General features: G+C 41.6%; 18 protein-coding genes. 7 read left to right on the plus strand and 11 right to left on the minus strand.

Annotated elements, in window-relative coordinates; translation table 11 throughout:
- Window positions 1-73: 73 nt before the first annotated feature.
- Window positions 74-1,687, minus strand: a complete 1,614-nt coding sequence (locus AC1XUE_RS05035; protein ID WP_483354840.1) for an ABC-F family ATP-binding cassette domain-containing protein — start codon at window positions 1,685-1,687, stop codon at window positions 74-76.
- Between the two features lie 90 nt (window positions 1,688-1,777).
- Here AC1XUE_RS05035 and AC1XUE_RS05040 point away from each other — a divergent pair, with 90 nt between their 5' ends.
- Complete coding sequence (locus AC1XUE_RS05040; protein ID WP_483354841.1) at window positions 1,778-2,578, plus strand: lysoplasmalogenase; 801 nt, start codon at window positions 1,778-1,780, stop codon at window positions 2,576-2,578.
- Here AC1XUE_RS05040 and AC1XUE_RS05045 read toward each other — a convergent pair.
- From AC1XUE_RS05045 to folP, 4 genes are all read right to left on the minus strand, one after another.
- Window positions 2,490-3,764 carry a lactonase family protein gene (locus tag AC1XUE_RS05045; RefSeq protein WP_483354842.1) on the minus strand — a complete coding sequence of 425 codons (1,275 nt, stop codon included), beginning with the start codon at window positions 3,762-3,764 and terminating at the stop codon, window positions 2,490-2,492. The genes AC1XUE_RS05040 and AC1XUE_RS05045 overlap by 89 nt on opposite strands.
- Window positions 3,765-4,007: 243 nt before the next feature.
- Window positions 4,008-4,271, minus strand: a complete 264-nt coding sequence (gene rpsT / locus AC1XUE_RS05050; RefSeq protein ID WP_483354843.1) for a 30S ribosomal protein S20 — start codon at window positions 4,269-4,271, stop codon at window positions 4,008-4,010.
- Window positions 4,272-4,375: 104 nt separating this feature from the next.
- Entirely contained in the window at window positions 4,376-5,179 is an 804-nt protein-coding gene (gene cdaA, locus AC1XUE_RS05055; RefSeq protein ID WP_483354844.1) for a diadenylate cyclase CdaA, read from the minus strand.
- A 39-nt stretch (window positions 5,180-5,218) separates the two neighbouring features.
- Window positions 5,219-6,067 carry a dihydropteroate synthase gene (gene folP / locus AC1XUE_RS05060; RefSeq protein ID WP_483354845.1) on the minus strand — a complete coding sequence of 283 codons (849 nt, stop codon included), beginning with the start codon at window positions 6,065-6,067 and terminating at the stop codon, window positions 5,219-5,221.
- Window positions 6,068-6,182: 115 nt separating this feature from the next.
- Between folP and AC1XUE_RS05065 the strand changes: the two genes are divergently transcribed.
- The 3 genes from AC1XUE_RS05065 to AC1XUE_RS05075 are packed head-to-tail and all read left to right on the plus strand — an operon-like array spanning window position 6,183 to window position 8,385.
- The gene (locus AC1XUE_RS05065; protein WP_483354846.1) at window positions 6,183-6,731 is read left to right on the plus strand and encodes a DUF1599 domain-containing protein; all 549 of its coding nucleotides are present in this window, start codon (window positions 6,183-6,185) and stop codon (window positions 6,729-6,731) included.
- Between the two features lie 32 nt (window positions 6,732-6,763).
- A complete protein-coding gene (locus AC1XUE_RS05070; RefSeq protein WP_483354847.1) occupies window positions 6,764-7,855 on the plus strand; it encodes a BT_3928 family protein in 1,092 nt (363 codons plus the stop codon).
- Between the two features lie 26 nt (window positions 7,856-7,881).
- On the plus strand, window positions 7,882-8,385 hold the full coding sequence (locus AC1XUE_RS05075) for a shikimate kinase (RefSeq protein WP_483354848.1): 504 nt from the start codon (window positions 7,882-7,884) through the stop codon (window positions 8,383-8,385).
- Window positions 8,386-8,459: 74 nt separating this feature from the next.
- On the opposite strand, the gene AC1XUE_RS05080 is transcribed toward AC1XUE_RS05075, so the two are convergent.
- Entirely contained in the window at window positions 8,460-10,016 is a 1,557-nt protein-coding gene (locus tag AC1XUE_RS05080; protein ID WP_483354849.1) for a hypothetical protein, read from the minus strand.
- A 109-nt stretch (window positions 10,017-10,125) separates the two neighbouring features.
- Entirely contained in the window at window positions 10,126-11,448 is a 1,323-nt protein-coding gene (locus AC1XUE_RS05085; protein ID WP_483354850.1) for a hypothetical protein, read from the minus strand.
- A gap of 183 nt (window positions 11,449-11,631) precedes the next feature.
- On the opposite strand from AC1XUE_RS05085, the gene proS reads away from it, so the two are divergent.
- Both proS and AC1XUE_RS05095 read left to right on the plus strand, forming a co-directional pair.
- The gene (gene proS, locus AC1XUE_RS05090) at window positions 11,632-13,107 is read left to right on the plus strand and encodes a proline--tRNA ligase (RefSeq protein WP_483354851.1); all 1,476 of its coding nucleotides are present in this window, start codon (window positions 11,632-11,634) and stop codon (window positions 13,105-13,107) included.
- A gap of 63 nt (window positions 13,108-13,170) precedes the next feature.
- On the plus strand, window positions 13,171-13,599 hold the full coding sequence (locus tag AC1XUE_RS05095; protein ID WP_483354852.1) for an FKBP-type peptidyl-prolyl cis-trans isomerase: 429 nt from the start codon (window positions 13,171-13,173) through the stop codon (window positions 13,597-13,599).
- Between the two features lie 51 nt (window positions 13,600-13,650).
- Here the strand turns inward: AC1XUE_RS05095 and AC1XUE_RS05100 are convergent, their stop codons facing one another.
- Window positions 13,651-14,286, minus strand: coding sequence for an AlbA family DNA-binding domain-containing protein (locus AC1XUE_RS05100; RefSeq protein WP_483354853.1), 636 nt, complete (start codon window positions 14,284-14,286; stop codon window positions 13,651-13,653).
- Between the two features lie 99 nt (window positions 14,287-14,385).
- Window positions 14,386-15,513 (minus strand): DNA-processing protein DprA, encoded by a 1,128-nt coding sequence (dprA, locus tag AC1XUE_RS05105; RefSeq protein ID WP_483354854.1) that lies wholly within the window; start codon window positions 15,511-15,513, stop codon window positions 14,386-14,388.
- Between the two features lie 135 nt (window positions 15,514-15,648).
- On the opposite strand from dprA, the gene AC1XUE_RS05110 reads away from it, so the two are divergent.
- The gene (locus AC1XUE_RS05110) at window positions 15,649-17,472 is read left to right on the plus strand and encodes an alpha-amylase family glycosyl hydrolase (protein WP_483354855.1); all 1,824 of its coding nucleotides are present in this window, start codon (window positions 15,649-15,651) and stop codon (window positions 17,470-17,472) included.
- 56 nt (window positions 17,473-17,528) lie between these two features.
- On the opposite strand, the gene lepB (AC1XUE_RS05115) is transcribed toward AC1XUE_RS05110, so the two are convergent.
- Both lepB (AC1XUE_RS05115) and lepB (AC1XUE_RS05120) read right to left on the minus strand, forming a co-directional pair.
- Window positions 17,529-18,701, minus strand: a complete 1,173-nt coding sequence (gene lepB, locus AC1XUE_RS05115; protein ID WP_483354856.1) for a signal peptidase I — start codon at window positions 18,699-18,701, stop codon at window positions 17,529-17,531.
- 133 nt (window positions 18,702-18,834) lie between these two features.
- The gene (lepB, locus tag AC1XUE_RS05120) at window positions 18,835-19,971 is read right to left on the minus strand and encodes a signal peptidase I (RefSeq protein WP_483354857.1); all 1,137 of its coding nucleotides are present in this window, start codon (window positions 19,969-19,971) and stop codon (window positions 18,835-18,837) included.
- Window positions 19,972-19,991: the final 20 nt, after the last annotated feature.

The following is a 19,991-nucleotide window of genomic DNA, read 5'->3' on the forward strand; positions in this document are numbered from 1 at the left end:
AAATGCATTAATTTAAAAGGGTCTGCGATCGAAATGATTGCAGACCCTTTTAAATTTATAATCAGCCCAAAGACTAATAGAGCTTGGCTCTCTGTTGCTTCACAGTTTCATCCTTCAGATAATCATCATAAGTCATTAGTTTATCCAGGATACCTTTTGGTCCTATTTCAATGATACGGTTGGCAATTGTATGAACAAACTGGTGGTCATGAGAGTAGAATAAAAGACATCCTGAAAAGTCAATTAAACCGTTGTTAAGTGCCGTAATAGATTCAAGATCAAGATGGTTAGTAGGATCATCAAGCACCAACGCATTTGCACTTGATAGCATCGTTCTTGAGAGCATACACCGTACCTTCTCTCCTCCTGACAATACCTTCGCTTTTTTCAGCGCTTCTTCACCGGAGAATAGCATACGCCCCAAAAATCCGCGGATAAAGCTTTCATCTTTTTCTTCTGAATACTGACGCAGCCAGTCTACCAGGTTCAAGTCCACGTCAAAGAATTCAGTAGGATCCTTAGGGAAATAAGATTTAGTGATGGTTACTCCCCAGGTATACTCGCCTGAATCTGCTTTATCTATTTCATTAATGATGTCAAAAAAGCTACTGATCGCATTGACATTCTTACTTACGAAAGCAATTTTATCCCCTTTATTAATATTAAAGCTTAGATTTTTGAAAAGTACAGTCCCATCCTCTGCAGTTTTGGATAAACCTTCCACGCGGAGCAGCTGATCTCCTACTTCACGCTCTGATTTGAAAGCGATATACGGGTATTTACGCGATGAAGGCTTAATGTCATCTATCGTCAGCTTTTCGAGCAATTTAGCACGTGAAGTTGCTTGCTTGGATTTAGAAGCATTCGCACTGAACCGGCGAATAAAGTCTTCCAGTTCTTTACGCTTATCTTCAGACTTCCTGTTGGCATCCTGGCGCTGCTTCAAAGCCAACTGACTGGATTCGTACCAGAAGGAATAGTTACCAGAGAACATTTGAACTTTGCTGAAATCGATATCTACTACATGCGTACAAACTTCATCCAGGAAGTGACGGTCGTGAGAAACAACGATAACCGTATTTTTAAAGTCGGCAAGGAAATTTTCCAGCCAAAGTACAGTTTCAACATCAAGGTTGTTGGTAGGTTCATCCAGAAGTAATACATCCGGATTTCCAAACAAAGCCTGCGCCAGGAGCACCCGCACTTTATCACTACCGTTCAAATCACCCATCAAAGCAGCATGCATATCGTCTCCGAGACCAAGCCCGCTCAATAATTGGGCTGCCTCTGTTTCAGCTTCCCAACCATTCAGGTCTGCAAACTCTGCTTCCAGATTCGCAGCCTTTTCGCCATCCGCATCTGTGAAATCTTCCTTTTCATATATAGCCTCCCGCTCTTTCATGATTTTATAAAGGCGCTCATGCCCTAAAATCACAGTATCCATCACGGTATAAGCATCAAACTCGAATTGATCCTGTTTCAGAAAAGTCATCCTTTCACCAGGATTCATACTCACCAGTCCAGTTTGTGGCTCGATTTCACCTGAAAGAATTTTCAAAAATGTGGATTTCCCCGCTCCATTCGCTCCAATCACACCATAGCAGTTGCCCGGGACAAATTTTATATTTACTTCATCGAACAAAACCCTTTTACCGTACCTAAGCGATACGTTCTGAACCGTAATCATCTTAAAATTTATTTTTTATGAATGAAGCCGCAAAAATACGAAATTCATAGCGATTTCGCATACCTTATGCCGGCTAACCTTCTAAATGACATGAAAAGAAACACTCTTTTTACATTTATATTCACCGCTATTACCCTATCTGAAATCTATGCCGAGTGGATTAATCATGCCATGCTGGTTTACCTGACCAAGCCTTTCATTGTTATAAGTCTTTTATTCTATGTACTAAATTTCAATAGACTGCCTGTCATAGGATACAAATGGCTTATAGCAGGACTCATTTTTGCTTTGGCCGGGGATATTTTCCTGATGATAAGAGATACTGACTTGTTTATACTTGGTTTGGGCAGCTTTTTGATGATGCAGGTATGCTATATCATAGTCTTTAAAAGACAGATCAGCATCTCGAAATTCTCCATTCGATTCTTTATAAAAGGGCTATCGTTTCTAATCTGCGCGTTCGCATTATACTTCATACTCTTTCCAAATCTGCCCGGTAGAACGATGCAGATAGCAGTGGGTGTTTACGCATTAAGTATTGCTTTCATGGCATGGATGGCTGCACTCAGAACATCATTTGTTTCTTCAAAATCATATAATATGGTATTAATCGGAGCAATTCTCTTTATGATTTCGGATGCATGTATAGCTATTGACAAGTTCGTTTTCCCTCTCCCTTTCCGCACATTTTGGATTATGGGTACATATGCAGCGTCCCAATATCTGATTGTAAACGGCTTACAAAAACAAAACAGGCCGATTGAGAAAACCGGCCTGTTTGAAAATATTCGAGTTGAAAAAATCAGGGAACAATCCGTAAGGTATGCGCACCTTTTCCTACACTCACTTTCCCATTTTGTTTTTTCAATGAGGGCGTCTCACCCTTTGTAACGCTCCAAAACTCTACTCCTCCATTACCACTTCCATATTCGTGATATTCCATGACAGCTACCGCAAGGTTCGATCCATCTTTATCAAACACAACACCTTGTGGAGAAATCCCTTCAAATGGATAATCTTCAACTTTTGTCAACGCACCATCAGCTGCAACTTTGAATAGGGTTAAACTGCTACCAGTTGCTGATCCGGTTTCCGTCCATGGCATCCCACTCTTCCCTGTGTTCACCGCTACCAATAAGTTTCCGGTAGGACTCACTGCAAATGAAGCAGGATTATTACCCGTTGCAGCATGACTGGCCACCTTATGTTCTATAGATCCATCCATTGAGAAATCGATTACATGTATCTCACCCTCCGTAGAGCCTTTCCCTTTAGGGCTCTTTGCATCCAGCACAAAATAATGTTTACCATCTGAAGAAAATTTTCCGAAGGAAGGGTCAACGCCTACTTTCACTGGTTTACCCAGCATCTCCACGTTTTTAAGTTTACCCGCTTCCCGAATTACACGGTATAAACCTACTTCATTAGCGTTGTCCAGTGTAAAAGCAATAAAGTCACCAGAAGGATGCCAGGTCAGATCAATTATTTTTGAGGTTGAATCGATCCCCGCCGGTAGGTGAAGTACCTTTGCAGGCTTACCATCTGGTGCAGCTTCTATCAACACGAGCTCTTTACCTTTATCACTTGTGGATATAATCAGTTCACTTTTATTTATGTCAATAGCCAAAGGTTTTTTCCCCACAGCAAAACCAAACTTGGGTTTTGGTCCGGCCAGATTCAGGATGTCTACCACAAAAAGTTTCTCACCGGCAGGAAACTCAGAGTCAACATCCTTTAGCTCCATTACACCGTCTTCCGGTTTCAAACGATTTTCCAGCACATAAGCAAGTCCACCGACAGCAGGCACCGCTATCGTTTTGCCATATCCAAGTACTGAATTGGAAATCAGTGCTGTACCTACGCCCTCACTACCTCTTTGCAGAGGGAACTTAATGGTAGTCAGCAGATCTTTCGCCGTATTATCCCTGAGCAGTTTACCATCAACCCATGCAGAAGCGGCCATGTCCGCATCAGATATCACAACCAAGCCCTTTGCATTAAAATTGATTTGTGATTGGGCCACTACCGGGATAGCTCCCATGACAGCCAAACCGGCAAACAATGCGATTTTTTTCATGAATAAAGAAGTTTTGTTAAAATAATTGTTGCAGGATGTCGTGTTCTATTGCGTTTAAATTAAAAAAGCAATACTCAAAAACATCCTTTTTTCAACTACCAAAAGCTCGCAATTTAAGGCAAAACGCTTTAGAGCACAACTTTTCAGCAATGAGATTACCATTTTAGCTTCAGTTTCAGACTGATATTAAACGCAGAAAACCCCGACAAAATATGCCGGGGTCTCAAATCTTCGCAGAGAAAATTATGCCGCTACCGAAATAGAGTTAACCACTTTGGCCAACTTTGATTTTTGGTTAGATGCTTTTTTCTTGTGTATGATATTTTTCTTTGCCAAACGATCTAACATAGATGATACAGTTTTGTATACTGCTATAGCTTCCGCTTTGTCAGTTGTTCCACGCAATTTTTTGATATAAGAGCGAGTCGTTTTGTGTTGGTAACGGTTACGCAAACGCTTCGTTTCGTTAGCGCGAATTCTTTTTAATGCTGATTTATGATTTGCCATTTCTTATAATGATATTTTTCTATTCACAAACGGTTTGCAAAAATAGGAAAACCTGCATCAATTCCCAAACACTGAAGGAAATATATTTATCCTGTTCATAGAGTTTACTGGGGCATACGTTGCATGTCAGATGACAAGTATTCTTCCAGACGACCTTGCAACTCGTTGATAGGGATATTTCCATGTAATTCTCCTTCTACCGCCACAGATATTCGTCCTGTCTGTTCTGATATAACAATAACCACAGCATCCGTTGCTTCACTCATCCCCATTGCGGCGCGGTGCCTAAAGCCTAATGAAGATGGAACATCCACACCATCTGCAACCGGCAAAACGCAACGTGCAGCTTTGATGCGGCCATCTACAATCACAATTGCCCCATCATGCAATTCACTATACTGATTAAAAAGAGATACAAGCAAAGGCTTTGACATCCTTGCGTCCAGCAACTCGCCTGTTTCTATAAATTTACCCAAATCATCTCTTTTGTTCACTACTATGAGAGCTCCGGTGAAATTGGCTGCAATAGCCTTACTCGCTTCAACGATCTCTTTCAAATCCTTGGATTGCACATCCAGAAGAGAATTACGAAAGATTTTTTTTAAAAACCCGTTGTTGGTATGAATTGTTGATTTCCCTATGATCAGAAGGAACCGCCGGATTTCCTGCTGAAAAATGACAATTAATGCTACCGCCCCTACCCCCATGAAGTATTGAAGAATCGCAGTCAGCAAGCCCAACCCTAATCCTTTTACGACCAGATAAAAGACATAAACAAATAAATACCCAAGAAACACCCGGCTGGCGATACTGCCCCTGACAAGTATATACACCTGATACAAAAGAACTGAAACCAGAAAGACGTCGAGAATATCAGCCCAATTGACATTTAAAAAACCCACACGCATAAGAAACTCAATATTATTTCGCGACTAATTTACTATTTTTTAACATATACGTTGAGTTGCTTTCCATAGTTTTATAACTTCTACAGCAGCTTTGACATCATGCACCCGCAATAGGGATGCTCCTCTGTCGATAGCAAGCGTATTAAGTACAGTCGTTCCATTCAAAGCTTCCTCTGGACCAATACCTAATGTCTTGTAAATGGTAGCCTTACGTGAAAGGCCTACGAGAATTGGATATCCTAATTGCTCAAATTCTGCTAAACTCTGCAAAAGCATAAAGTTTTGCTCAATAGTTTTAGCAAAGCCAAAACCAGGATCAATCCATATATCAGCCACACCCTTCTGCTTTAAAATATCAATGCTGCTCTTGAGCTCCTTTATAATATCTACAATCAGATTGTTATAATCCGTTAACTGGCTCATTGTTTCCGGTGTACCCCTCATGTGCATCAGAATATATGGAACTTTCAGCTCAGCCACCGTATCAAACATATGCTCATCCAAGGTTCCGCCAGATACGTCATTAATAATATCACCGCCAGCCTGAATGGCAACCCTCGCTACCTCAGAACGAAAAGTATCTACAGAAATGATAATTTCAGAAAAATACTTCTTAACTGTTTCGATAACTGATAATACCCGCTGGGTTTCTTCGTGTTCATCCACTTCAGCAGCTCCCGGCCTGGTTGAGTAACCACCAATGTCGATCATATCCGCCCCTTCCTCTATCATTTCCCCTACTCTATCTACTATTGCCTGTTCCGAGCCAACCCTGCTACTGCTATAAAATGAATCGGGAGTCACATTTACAATGCCCATCACCAATGGTGTGGACAGGTCTATCAGCCTTCCCCTGACGTTAATCGTTTTTTTATTAACTTGCGACATATTAAAAAAGAGAATGGACAGAGAAGTTATATAGAGACAAATCTTCCAAAACCACCTCCATTCTTTATTGAAATATAATATTGATAAAATACCAGCCTTAATAAATCCAAATACATTGAAAGCCACAGAAGCGGAATATCAGGAAATCCTACAGTATTGCCAAGATCTTTTTACAAAAAAAAACAAAGATTACGGAACGTCATGGCGCATCCTGCGAATACCTTCCATTACTGATCAGATTTTCATCAAAGCTCAGCGCATCCGTACCATTCAGGACAAGGGTTTTCAAAAAGTTGAAGACAATGTTTCCACTGAGTTTATTGGCATCATTAATTATTGTGTAATGGCTTTAATTCAAATTTCACTGGCTGGCCAGGAACATACAAATATTGACCCCAATGAATTAAACGAATTATACAACGGACAAGTGAAAGAAGTGCAAGAACTCCTTTTCAATAAAAATCATGATTATGGTGAGGCATGGCGTGATATGAGAGTTTCTTCGATGACAGATATTATTCTCATGAAATTACTTCGCATCAAGCAGATCGAAGACAATCAGGGATTCACACTTGTCTCTGAGGGTGTAAAAGCTGGCTATCAGGATATTATTAATTACGCGATATTTTGCCTGATTAAATCGAATGGCCTTCAAACCAACTAGGCACTAACTACCGCTTTAACTTATATTACAGAATGAAAGTATTTGCTCAGATATCAAGAGTAATAGTAGGTCTACTATTTATCTTCTCGGGATTGATCAAGTTAAATGACCCGGTAGGGACACAGTATAAGCTGGAAGAGTATTTCGAAGTATTTGCAACAGATCTTCCTGCATTTCACGATTTGTTTGTATCATTAATTCCCATGGCACTGTACTTCTCAGTGTTCTTATGCGCAGCAGAAGTAGTACTGGGTATTGCGCTTCTGGTGGCATATAAACCGCGAACTACATCCGTACTGCTGCTTCTGATTATTCTGTTCTTTACATTCCTGACGTTTTATTCCGCCTACTTTAACAAAGTTACAGATTGCGGATGTTTTGGGGCTGCTATAAAATTGACTCCCTGGACTTCGTTTGGCAAAGACATTTTCCTACTGATACTTATACTCGTAATCGTTTATTACCGAAAGAAATTCACCCCTTTACCAACCGGCTTTATTGTGATGTTATCTACAATTGCCTCTCTGGGTATTGCTGTTTATGCACTACGTCACCTGCCTATTGTGGATTTGCTACCTTATCGTGTTAGTGCAAGCATACCCGCTCAAATGAAACCTTCAGAGCCTTTGCGTTATCAATATATATTTGAAAAAAACGGAAAGACCTTCAAGTACGAGCAATATCCTACTGACACCACACTTGAATTCAAGGAAATGGTTGTGCTTAATGAAGATGCCAAACCCAAGATTACCGACTACAAAGTATGGAACGATGAGGGCGATTTCACCGAAGAGTCTTTCAAGGGGAAAAAGTTATTTTTGATCATCAAAAACTTTACTGACATCAACACCGCCGCATTTCCTGACATCAGTAATCTGATCAATCAAATTAAAGGTACCGGCATAGACCCCATCATATTGACGTCGGGCGACAGTGGAGCAATCCAACAGTTTATGAAAGAACATCAGCTTAATATGCCTTACTATTCTGTAGATGCCACCGTGCTGAAAACAATTTCACGTTCGAACCCGGGACTATGGTTACTTCAGGATGGTATCGTAAAAGGGAAATGGCACTACAACGATACGCCAACTGCCGAGGAAGTAAAAGAACTGATTAAGTAACAGGCAAGTTTTGAGTTTGAAGTAAAATGAAAAATATCATACTTGTCGGAATGATGTCATCCGGCAAAACGACATTAGGCAAAAAGCTTGCTCGTGTTTTGAATTACAGGTTTGTAGATTTGGACAGAATGATTGAATTGGATCAGCAGGCCAGCATACCCACCGTATTTGCTCAGAAAGGTGAAGCATATTTCCGGGAAGTAGAGAGCAGGCTGCTAAAATCGATCAAACCAAACTCTGGTCTTGTTATTGCATCCGGTGGCGGAGCCCCCTGCTTCTTCGATAACATGCAATTTATTAAGGAAACAGGAGTTAGTATTTTTCTCGACGTCCCCGCCGGCGACCTTGCTCAAAGAATTAAAAGCCATGGCAAAGACGACCGCCCCATCCTTTCAGGAGCTCTTTCTGTAGAAGCTGAATTAAGCAAAAAAATTGAAGAGAGACGACATTTTTATGAACAGGCCGATGTTACGGTTCGTGGAGCTACGGATGTAGATACATTGTTAAATTCGATTACATCTTTTATGTAAACCACATAGAGCAAAATGCCCCGGATGCTTCTTACATCCGGGGCATTCTTTCTTAAGTTCAGACTGGACAGCTGCTAGAAGAAAGTTCCAACAGTTAGCATGACATTGACGGTTCTGTTTGAAATGACAGCCGAAGAATAAGCTTCAGGATTTCTAAGAACATACGGCGTATATACAGACTTAGAGGTAGCAAGCGTACCCGCTAAGTCAGCAAAAAAACGATCACTACGAATACCAGTTCCCAAGGTAAACAATAATTTATTTCTGTTAATATTAGCTCGGTCAACATAAGGATCAGCAATATAACCTGCACCGGCACGCGCTCTGAATTTGCCTATCCTGTATTCACCACCCACTCTCACATTTACTGTATTTCTGTAGATATCCTTGATTTCCTGAATAGTTCCATCCTTAAAATCCCTATTACCTGCCTCGTCCAGATAGCTGGTGCTTGCCTTCATACCAGCATAACCAACATACTCCAAAGTTCCTGTTAAGAAGCCTTTGTTATTAATGAAGACTGTACCACCAACAGATCCTCTGAACGGGCTTACAACCCGGTACTCAAAATCGTTTGGCGCTACAGGTATGTAGTTATAATCAGGAGTGATCAGGTTACCCTCCGGACCTTCTATTTGTCCACCTACATAGTTAGCCTCCACGGCCTGAGAAAATGTTTCTCTGTAAGAACTCAATGTTGGACTGGTTAAAGAACCTCCTAATTGAAACAGTGGATTTACCTTATAAATAATACCCAGGGTAGCATTAATACCAATTCCTGTAACGGTAAGCCCTTCATGCTGATCCACCCAGTTCAGGTCCGGACCATCCACATAATTATCTTCTAAGACCCGGTCATACTTATAACGTATTCTGTTAATACCTAATGATCCTCCTACGTAAAGCTTATCGTCATAATTGCCTCCATATGCAAGCGTCCATTGCGTATTGGCACCGGTGGCTGTATAGGTTCCTACCTGCTCCAAAGGGCTTTCATTATCAAGAGCTGTATATGGAGGACCATTTACTCCGGTTGGGTTGATGAGATATAATTGATAATAAGCAGCAGGTATAGAATATGCCAAAGGACCACTGGACGAAGTTCCGGCATCAAAGTCGGCTTCTAATTGGTTTGTAGTAATGCCACTTCCGTTTACGTCTTCAACTACCTTATTCAGATAAGCGCTGTTCTGGTTAAACCCTGTGAACATGTACTCTTCTCTGAAAGATTGCTGCCTGGAATAGGAGATTCCAAATGATGAACGTTTCCATTTTCTCTGAAAACCAGGTTGACTTGTGAAAACCGCAGATGCGTGACTTGCCAGATTGAGCTTTCCTTTGGAAGTTGCGTTTATATCTCCAATATAATCCGTCTTATTATTTACAGAAGTAAATACGGGACTTATCGCAATTTCCGAACGGTTGTAAAAACCCAAACCAGCAGGATTCCCTACAATTGAGCTTGCATCTCCACCTAAGGCTGCGTGATTCCCCCCAATCCCCTGAAATCTTGCCGTTCCATTCTGGGTAATTTCCGAATACCTAAATGCATCACCGGCATATTGTGAAAAAGCGCTGTAGCCGCTTATCAAACCAACTATACAGCCACCAACGGCTATTGATCTTTTCATGGTGTGTTAAAACTCAGTAAAAATTAAATACTGTTACTTAAACGAAAACCCTGCAAAATTATGACATTTTGCAGGGTTCGATAATATTACAATTAATATCAGGTTAAAATTATCTTGGCCCTCTCGAAGATGATCGGGAAGCTCCACCACCTCCACCACCGGATGGCGCGCTATAACTTCTGGACGGCGCACTATAATTTTGAGTGGGTGCATTATAGGTTCTGGCCGGTGGACTATAAGACTCTCTGGTTGTATTATATGTCCTGGCAGGCGCACTGCTATTATAGTTCGACTGATTTCTGGTTGGTGCTGAATAAGACCCACTGCTACGCGTAGCACGGGGTGCACTGTAGCCTTCCGATGCAGTACGTCCGGAAACGTTGCTACCTCCGGTTGAGCGTGGTCGTGAATAGTAAACATTATTACCTTCCGAACCATTACGTGAGTAAGTACGGGCATTCGATTCCACGCCAGTTCTTCCATTTGTTACACCTCTCTCACCAGATCTTGAAGAAGATGTCCTGGGAGCACTGTAATAAGTACCTCCGTCAGAGTTAGTTCTGCCTGACGTTCTGGCATTGCTACCTGATGCTGAACGGCTTCCTGAGGAAGTCCTGCTATTGTTTACATAATTTGCATTGTAGCGCTCCGTTCCTCTGGATCCGTTCACACGCGGACCATAAGTTCTGCTTACTCCCCGGCGCTCACCATTATTGACTACAATTACAGGACGGCTAAAGGCCCATGGATTATATCCGTAGCCACCATAAAAACCGTTGTAAAGACCCATTCCACCCATGTAGCCCAGTCCTCCCATATATCCGTAAGGACTGTAACCCCATCCGCCGTAACCGAATTGATCAAACATGAATGGATCATACCCGTAAGCCATCATTCTGTTAAATCCGAATGGAGAATATCCCATTCCCATCATGGATCCCATACCGAAACCCATACCCATGTATGGATTCATACCATACATGCCACCCATTCCCATCATACTTCCCATTCCGAACCCGATATTCATACCGACTCTTCCTGGCCAGAATGATCCGAACCCGTTATTAAAGTTTGAAAACCGATTGGCTTCATTGTAACCATCAGCAAAACCGGCATTATAACCCACACGGTCTCCGGATAAAGATCTGGTTGCGACTCTGGATGAAAGATAAGATTCGTCGTAGTAATCTGCAGTACCTTCCATTTCGGGCTGTGTACTTGCATAATAATCAGGATTGTCGGACCTTGACAGATCTTCCTGCGAATTCCTGTATGTATTTCTATCGTTTGTTACGATGCCTGTACCTGCTCCTGAGCCATAAAGATCATCATACCCACCACCCGACTTCGAAACATATTGGTTGGTAGTACATCCCCAAGCTCCCAACAGCACCAGCAAAGACAAATATTTTGCTTTATTTATCATAATCATGGCTTAAAAGGGTTAAACTTATACTGATGCTAAAATACATATAAAATCTATTCCACACAATCAATAAACATCTATGCGGTTACATTAATTCCAAAATTAACATAAAAAACTATCTTTGCAATGCTGAAAATGCAAGCGAAGTATATTGTTATACTCCTTTAAATTTACCTAATAATACAACGAATGAGTAAAGCCCTGCCAACACGTAGTGAAAACTACTCCGAATGGTATAACGAATTAGTTAAAAGAGCAGATTTGGCTGAAAACTCTGCAGTGAGAGGATGTATGGTGATCAAACCATACGGATATTCTATCTGGGAGAAAATGCAGCGTGCCCTTGATGATATGTTTAAGGAAACGGGTCACACCAATGCCTATTTTCCTCTATTCATCCCGAAGTCTTATCTCAGCAAAGAGGCATCACACGTAGAGGGCTTTGCTAAGGAATGTGCCGTTGTTACACATTATCGTCTAAAAAATGACCCGGACGGAAAAGGTGTGATCGTGGATCCTGATGCAAAACTGGAAGAGGAACTGATTGTTCGTCCTACTTCTGAAACTGTCATATGGAGTACTTACAAAAACTGGATTCAGTCCTACCGTGATTTACCATTACTGATCAATCAATGGGCCAACGTGGTACGCTGGGAAATGAGAACAAGACTATTTCTTCGTACTGCTGAATTCCTTTGGCAAGAGGGTCACACTGCTCATTCCACATCCGCAGAAGCTATTGCAGAAACCAAACAAATGCTGGAGGTGTACGCTGAATTTGCCGAGCAATGGATGGCTCTTCCGGTTCTTAAAGGTGTAAAAACTGCTAATGAGCGATTTGCCGGGGCAGAAGATACTTATTGTATAGAAGCGTTGATGCAGGATGGGAAGGCCCTGCAGGCAGGAACTTCTCATTTCCTGGGCCAGAATTTCGCCAAGGCATTTGATGTAAAGTTTCAGGATAAAGAAGGAAAACTGGAACATGTATGGGGTACCTCCTGGGGTGTCAGCACTCGTTTGATGGGTGCTCTCATTATGGCACATTCTGATGACAGTGGATTGGTTTTACCTCCGAAGCTGGCTCCTATTCAAGTCGTCATCGTCCCGATTTACAAAAATGAAGAACAGCTGGCAGCCATTACCGAAAAGGTAGATGAACTTAGAAAGGAACTGAAGGGTATGGGTATCAGTGTGAAATTTGATGACAACGATGCTTATAAACCTGGATATAAATTTGCGGAATACGAATTAAAAGGTGTTCCGGTTCGTCTGGCCATTGGCGCAAGGGATCTTGAAAACGGCACCGTAGAAGTAGCGCGCAGAGATACTAAAACAAAGGAAACTGTTTCCCTGGATGGTATTGCTATTTTCGTAAGAGATCTTCTGGACAATATTCAGCACGCTATATACGACAAAGCCCTGGCGTTCCGTGAAGAAAACACAACCAAGGTTGACTCATTCGAAGAATTTAATGACATTTTAGAAAACAAGGGAGGGTTTATTCTGGCGCACTGGGATGGGACTTCTGAAACCGAGGAGAAAATAAAAGAAGAGACAAAAGCTACGATCCGCTGCATTCCATTGAACGCAACAGAAGAAAGTGGTGTTTGCATTTATTCTGGTAAACCATCCAATAAACGGGTGGTTTTTGCCAGAGCATATTAGTTTTTGCCGGAACAGTTTTTTACCTGTCCGGCTTATTTTTTTAACCAAACAAGAATATTTGAGATGAAGCAGGCACAAGCAGGAGATAACGTACAGGTACATTACAAAGGAACTCTTCCGGATGGTCAGTTATTTGATTCGTCAGAAGGCCGCGAGCCGTTGGCATTTCAATTGGGAAGCGGCCAGGTGATCAAAGGTTTCGATGATGGAGTAACTGGTATGGAAATCGGAGATAAAAAGACGATCCACATTCCTAATGCAGAAGCTTACGGACCAGTAAATGAAGACATGGTTGTCAATTTTGAACGCGCTCAGATACCTGCCGATATTCCTTTGGAAATAGGTAGTACGCTCAATATGCATCAGGATGGAGGTCAGGTAATCCCTGTTATCATTCGTGAAGTAACCGAGCAACATGTTTTACTGGATGCTAACCATCCTCTTGCCGGACAGGATTTAATATTTGAATTGGAACTTGTTGGAATCAACTAAGATCCGGCAGTTTCATAGTTCGGCTGATATAGAATCTATATCAGCCGTTTTTTATTCAGACCATTTCAGGCTGAATGTTTCAGGTTTAGCCTTATTAATTTTGAGCAATATCTGCTTTCCTGTCAGGTCATTCAGCATGCGTTCTGCACGTTTTTCTGAAATATTGATGATCCTGGAAAAGGTTCTTGCTGTGACTGTATCTGTTGATCTCAGATAGCTGATCAATGACTTAACGTGCCGCGTAGCAAGCAATTTCTCTGTATCCACATCACCTTCTCCTTGTATGAGTAATTTAGGAGTAGGAACACTTTTATCCTTTATTCTGATGTAAATGATTCGCTGACTTTTTTCATTCAGTGCGTAATGAGGCTTATCCGCGCTTTCTTCAATTTCAACACGTAGTAGTCTTTTTCCATCCAATATTTCAGTGGAAAAGGCAAGATGGAGAGCAGGTTCAACAAGACTGCTGGCGGCACGCTCCAACTTTTGCAGCTCATGCAATTCAGAAGAAACACCTAAAATTGCACCATCATTACCTACGCCTATCAACAATACTCCGCCGGATGTATTCGCAAGAGACGAAATCGTCTTCGCAATCTTATATGGACTATCGATGATCCGCTTAAACTCAATACTGAGCCCCTCCCCTTGTTTGATGATTTCAATTGTGCTTTTTCTTTCGGGCATGAATTATTGAATTAATACGATAAAGCTGTTCACATAAGTTTTAGCTAACTAACAAAATTTGTTTCAAAATCAGCATATGCCCCGCCTCTTTTTACCCTTTTACATTAAACTATACTTCTTCCCCGGCATTGACCGGATCATCCCTTGAAATTCCAGATTAAGGAGTAAGGCAGCCAGCTTATTCAGGTGCATTCCACTTTGCCACGATATTTCGTCGACCTGCATGATACCTTTCTGTCTTAAAAGACTTAATACCTGGCCTTCATCCTGCGTAAATCCATCAAATGATATAATGAGATCGCGCTTAGAGGAAGCTTCTGTAACGGCATTCTGTTCTGTAGTATCCCAACCAAGTGCTGTGGCCATATCTTCAACAGAAGTGAAAATAGCGGCTTTATTATCTCTGATCAACTGGTTACAACCCTCAGATTGGGGACTCTCAATTTTACCAGGCACTGCAAATACATCTCTGTGATAGTTTCCTGCAAATTCAGCTGTGATCAGACTCCCTCCTTTCCTGGCTGATTCCACCACAATCGTCACGTCACTCAGTCCGGCTATTATACGGTTTCGCGCCGGGAATCTCATAAAATCGGGCTTTGTAGCTAAAGCATTTTCAGTTACAGTTCCGCCATTCAGCTGCATCTCCTTCGCAGTCCGCAGATGAGCCGCAGGATAGATCACATCAAGTCCGCTCGCCATCACACCAATGGTAGGCAGCTGATATTTAATACAAGCACGATGTGCAATAATATCGACACCGTACGCGAGCCCGCTGACGATCAAAGGTGAAAACGGGACCAGATCCTTGATGATCATTTCCGTAACCATTTTCCCATAATCACTGATTTGCCGGGTTCCCACAATACCCACTGACCGGTACGAATTGAAATCAAAGTTACCTCTGGAATAAAGTACGATTGGGGCATCGTAAAGTGGCTTGAGACGCACCGGGTAAGTTGGGTCGGTAAAAAAATGGAGTACTGTATCTGAGGAATTACATTTTTTAAATTCCTCCTCTGCGAAAGAAAATCCACTTCCATTAAGAATCGCCCGGGCTACTTTGTCGCCGACGCCTGGGATTTTTATCAGTTTCTTATAATCAGATTTAAAAACTTTCTCAGCGCCACCGCAATAACTGATAAGTTGCCGGACGGTAACTGCTCCTACCAATGGGGTATGAACAAGGGCAAGTATACTGATTTTCTCAGCGTCTGTTAATAACATAATATATAGTGTGCTTTGATTTGTCAGATTGACCTCGCCATTGCCATGATAAGCGCTATACGTTCTGGCATAACATTTGCCATTTAAAGGAAAATCGTAACAATATCAAAAATAACATTTTTTTTCTTAGCCTATATGGACAGCACCGATATTAATGAACCAGAGACTTTACAACATTTTGAAGGCATGGGAGCTGTATGCTATCCCGAGGGTATTTTCTTCCGTGTGTGGGCGCCACATGCAGATCAGGTTACTGTCGTAGGCTCCTTCAATGATTGGAAGGAAGATGTAAATCAACTCAAGAAAGAAGATAATGGTTATTGGGGAGGCCTGGTAGAGAACGCCAAAGAGGGAGACGAATACAAATTTGCCTTACAAACTCCATTTGGCAATTTCCTCAGAAACGATCCCTATGCACTTAAAATGACCAATTCTGCCGGGAATGGAATTGTTTACAAACATGAGTCTTTTGACTGGGAAGACGATCATTTCCATATACCTTCATGGCACGAACTGGTCATTTACGAATTGCATATCGGAACATTTAATGCTCCGGGACAAGATCAGATAGGAACGCTGTATACAGCTATTGAAAAGCTGGGTTACCTCAAAGAAATGGGTTTCAATGCAGTAGAACTTATGCCGTGCTCTGAGTTCCCGGGATCACGATCGTGGGGATACAACCCTGCTTCGCCTTTCGCGGTAGAATCTGATTACGGCGGCCCCGAAGGGCTTAAAACCTTTATAAAAGAGGCACATAAGGCAGGTATAGCCGTTATTATGGATGTAGTTTACAACCATTTCGGACCTTCAGATATGGATCTTTGGCAATTCGATGGCTGGTCGGAGAACGACGGCGGGGGTATTTATTTCTATAACGATTGGCGCTCCGAAACTCCATGGGGAAATACAAGGCCTGACTATGGCCGAGGCGAAGTACGCCAATACATTTATGACAATGCCATGATGTGGCTTAGCGAATACCGGGCCGATGGACTTAGAATGGACATGGTACCTTACATCCGTAATGTAAAAGCAGATGGCAACCCTGGAAATGATATTCCTGAGGGTATCTCGCTGATGCAATGGATTAATAAAGACATCCGCGAAAAATTCCCTAATCGAATTACGATTGCAGAAGATATGCATTCTCTGGACTTTATTACTGGTTCGGTCGATAAAGGAGGGCTTGGCTATGGCTCTCAATGGGATGCTGATTTTGTTCATGCTGTACGTGATGCCATTATCACAGCCAATGATCAGGACAGAAGTATTGAAAGTGTGGTTAAGGCAGTTACCAACATGTACAATGCAGATTCATTTCAACGTATTGTGTACACCGAATCTCATGATGAAGTAGCTAATGGACAAGCCAGAGTGGCTGAAGAAATTGCCGATGGTGACGTAAACAACTGGTATTCCAAAAAACGGGCAGCTCTTGGAGTGGCACTTGTACTTACTTCCCCAGGTATCCCAATGATTTTCCAAGGTCAGCCTTTGCTTGAAGATAAATGGTTTTCGGACAGTGATCCTATAGATTGGACACGGTTGGAAAAGTTTCACGGGTTTGCTATGCTACACCGTGATATAATTCACCTGAGACGAAACTGGTTTGGAGTCACCGGTGGTCTGCAAGGACAGAATGTCGGTATTATTCGTGCAGATGAAGATAAAAAAGTACTGGTGATGCACCGTTGGTCAGAAGGCGGTCCCAAAGACGATGTAATTGTAGTGCTTAACTTTTCTACAGAAACTTTTGACGATTACAAAGTTGGATTCCCAAGAGCCGGCAAATGGCATCTGCGATTTAATAGTGATAAGGAGGAATACGATCCGGAATTCTCAAACATTGCAGTGCACGATGTCGACACACATGATAGTGAATTTGATCAGTGCCCTGTGTTTGCCTCGTTGCAAATTCCACCGTACTCGGCTCTGATTTTCTCACAGGAAGAATAAAATACAATTAGACTTATCCAAAAACTACAGCCAGAAGAAATCTTCCGGCTGTAGTTTTATCTGACCACTCTGAATAGTCTGTCCCAGCGTATTTTGCTCAGTAAACTTATAGGGTCCGGATCTATAGACATCCATACAAGAATAGCCTTTCCTATAATATGGTCTTTCGGTACAAATCCCCAGTAGCGCGAATCTGCTGAATTGTGACGGTTATCTCCCATCATGAAATAGTAGTCTTGTTTAAATGTATATTGCAGCAAAGGTTTTTGGTGACGCATTATTACGCCATCCTTCATAACAATATCATCATTTCCTTCATAGCAGGTAATTACATCAGCATACAAAATTGCATTTTCACGCGTCAAGGTAACGGTCATTCCTTTTTTTGGAATGACAATCGGGCCGTACTGATCCTTGTTCCAGGAATAGAGTTCCGAGGTTGGGAAGATAAAAGGCTCCTTAATATGATCCGGCATAAGTACTTGCTCTACTCGTGTTACAAAATCATAACTTTTAAGATTCTCAACCATAGCTTTGGTTGCTTTGATAACATAGCCTGATTCGTCGTTAGATTGAATACTGTCATTGAATGTCTCTGTAAACTGCGCGTAGTCTACTATTCCATTCTTCTTAAAAACATTCAGTTCATTTACTGGTCCGTCTGTTGAAACAAAATACTCATCCTGCAATCTGTTTGCTAATTTCTGGTCTTTTCCATTAATAAATACCTGTCCGTTTTTGATACGCATCGTATCTCCCGGCGTTGCTACACAGCGTTTAATATAATTAGTTCGTAAATCTACAGGATGAGGTTTAAGTCCGGACAGTACATTTGCGAATTTCTGATACAGATCCGGATGCTCAACAGGCAGATTGAATACAACAACATCGCCTTTCTTCACCTCAGCAAATCCTGGCAAGCGATAAGAAGGTAATTTAATCCAACTCAGGTAAGAAGGAATTTCTGTCCCCCAAATCGTCTGATGCGTAAGCGGAATTTGCAGGGGTGTAACTGGTGTAGTAGTACCGTAATGTAACCGACTTACAAACAAGTAATCTCCGACCAAAAGACTGTTTTCCATTGATGGTGTAGGAATTACAAAAGCACTAAAAAACAGCCATCTGATTAACGTGGCTGCTGTAGCGGCAAATAACACAGACTCCAGCCAATCTCTCAGGCCAGACTTTTTGGTCCTGTCAATTTTCTTTTCCTCGCTTACTGTTTCCATGGACTAGACATATTTCCGTCAATTTACATTTTACATCATAGAACAGCAATTTTTATATAAAGTTTTTCTTTATATACAGATAAAAAAAAGCCACCAGTGATGGTGGCTTTGTCAATTACTTATTTGTTTTCTTTTAATTGATCACACGGAACAAACGGTTCCAGCGAATTTTATGCAAAATGCTTGTTGGATTGGGGTCTATTGACATCCATACAAATACTGCTTTACCAACGATATGATCCTTTGGCACAAATCCCCAGTAACGCGAATCTGCAGAGTTATGGCGGTTATCACCCATCATGAAATAATAATCCTGTTTGAAAGTATAACTCGTAACAGCTTTACCAGCAATTTTAAGTGATTTCTCATCAAACTCCACGCCTTCATTCCCTTCATAACTTTTGATCACATTTCCGTATAATGCTATATTCTCCGGCGTCAGATTGACAGTAACTCCTCCTTTGGGTACAGAAACCGGTCCATAGTTATCGCGGTTCCACTTAAATAGCTGCGAATTTGGGAATAACATGGGCTCACTGATTTCCTTTGGGGATTTCACTACAGTCACACTTTTTACAAAATCATAACTTTTAAGTTTTTCAGCAATTTCTTCCGTTGTAAAAACGATATATCCGTTTTGATCGTTGGTAGCGATCGTATCATTGAAAGTTTCGGTGTAAGCATTGTATTCCGATATACCATTCTCTTTAAACACCTTTTCTTCGTTAACAGCGGTACTTGTCGCGATAAAATACTCATTCTCCATTCTTGGAGGATTTTCCATAGCAACACCATTGGCATAAACCTGTAAGTCTCGCACCTCTATTTTATCACCGGGCAACCCCACACAACGTTTGATATAGTTGGTCTTCAAATCAACAGGATGTTGCAGTTCAGGAGGATAGTTAAATACAACCACATCACCTCTTTTTACCTCACTAAATCCTGGCAATCTATATTGAGGCAATTGAATCGCATCCGTGTAAGAAGGAATATTAGTACCCCAGATCGTTTGGTGCGTAAGTGGCACCTGAAGAGGCGTTTTCGGCGTGCGAGTACCATAATGCAGTTTGCTCACAAATAGAAAATCTCCTACCAACAGACTGTTTTCCATAGAAGGAGTAGGAATTGTAAAGGCTTCAAAAAACAACCAGCGGATCAGGGTGGCAGCTACAACTGCAAAAAGTACAGAGTCAAACCATTCTCTGACAGCAGATTTTTGTTTTTTTTGTGACACGGGATTAGAGGTAAGTTCTTTATTAATAGACATGTGATTTTTTTATGAACGTT

The organism is Dyadobacter sp. HNCC25DJ187 (genome assembly GCF_056895255.1).

What these genes read in the sequence shown, in the direction of transcription:
- AC1XUE_RS05035 (WP_483354840.1), bottom strand. Translation starts at nt 1,687, where the DNA reads ATGATTACGGTTCAGAACGTATCGCTTAGGTACGGTAAAAGGGTTTTG.
- AC1XUE_RS05040 (WP_483354841.1), top strand. Translation starts at nt 1,778, where the DNA reads ATGAAAAGAAACACTCTTTTTACATTTATATTCACCGCTATTACCCTA.
- AC1XUE_RS05045 (WP_483354842.1), bottom strand. Translation starts at nt 3,764, where the DNA reads ATGAAAAAAATCGCATTGTTTGCCGGTTTGGCTGTCATGGGAGCTATC.
- rpsT (WP_483354843.1), bottom strand. Translation starts at nt 4,271, where the DNA reads ATGGCAAATCATAAATCAGCATTAAAAAGAATTCGCGCTAACGAAACG.
- cdaA (WP_483354844.1), bottom strand. Translation starts at nt 5,179, where the DNA reads ATGCGTGTGGGTTTTTTAAATGTCAATTGGGCTGATATTCTCGACGTC.
- folP (WP_483354845.1), bottom strand. Translation starts at nt 6,067, where the DNA reads ATGTCGCAAGTTAATAAAAAAACGATTAACGTCAGGGGAAGGCTGATA.
- AC1XUE_RS05070 (WP_483354847.1), top strand. Translation starts at nt 6,764, where the DNA reads ATGAAAGTATTTGCTCAGATATCAAGAGTAATAGTAGGTCTACTATTT.
- AC1XUE_RS05075 (WP_483354848.1), top strand. Translation starts at nt 7,882, where the DNA reads ATGAAAAATATCATACTTGTCGGAATGATGTCATCCGGCAAAACGACA.
- AC1XUE_RS05080 (WP_483354849.1), bottom strand. Translation starts at nt 10,016, where the DNA reads ATGAAAAGATCAATAGCCGTTGGTGGCTGTATAGTTGGTTTGATAAGC.
- AC1XUE_RS05085 (WP_483354850.1), bottom strand. Translation starts at nt 11,448, where the DNA reads ATGATTATGATAAATAAAGCAAAATATTTGTCTTTGCTGGTGCTGTTG.
- proS (WP_483354851.1), top strand. Translation starts at nt 11,632, where the DNA reads ATGAGTAAAGCCCTGCCAACACGTAGTGAAAACTACTCCGAATGGTAT.
- AC1XUE_RS05095 (WP_483354852.1), top strand. Translation starts at nt 13,171, where the DNA reads ATGAAGCAGGCACAAGCAGGAGATAACGTACAGGTACATTACAAAGGA.
- AC1XUE_RS05100 (WP_483354853.1), bottom strand. Translation starts at nt 14,286, where the DNA reads ATGCCCGAAAGAAAAAGCACAATTGAAATCATCAAACAAGGGGAGGGG.
- dprA (WP_483354854.1), bottom strand. Translation starts at nt 15,513, where the DNA reads ATGTTATTAACAGACGCTGAGAAAATCAGTATACTTGCCCTTGTTCAT.
- AC1XUE_RS05110 (WP_483354855.1), top strand. Translation starts at nt 15,649, where the DNA reads ATGGACAGCACCGATATTAATGAACCAGAGACTTTACAACATTTTGAA.
- lepB (WP_483354856.1), bottom strand. Translation starts at nt 18,701, where the DNA reads ATGGAAACAGTAAGCGAGGAAAAGAAAATTGACAGGACCAAAAAGTCT.
- lepB (WP_483354857.1), bottom strand. Translation starts at nt 19,971, where the DNA reads ATGTCTATTAATAAAGAACTTACCTCTAATCCCGTGTCACAAAAAAAA.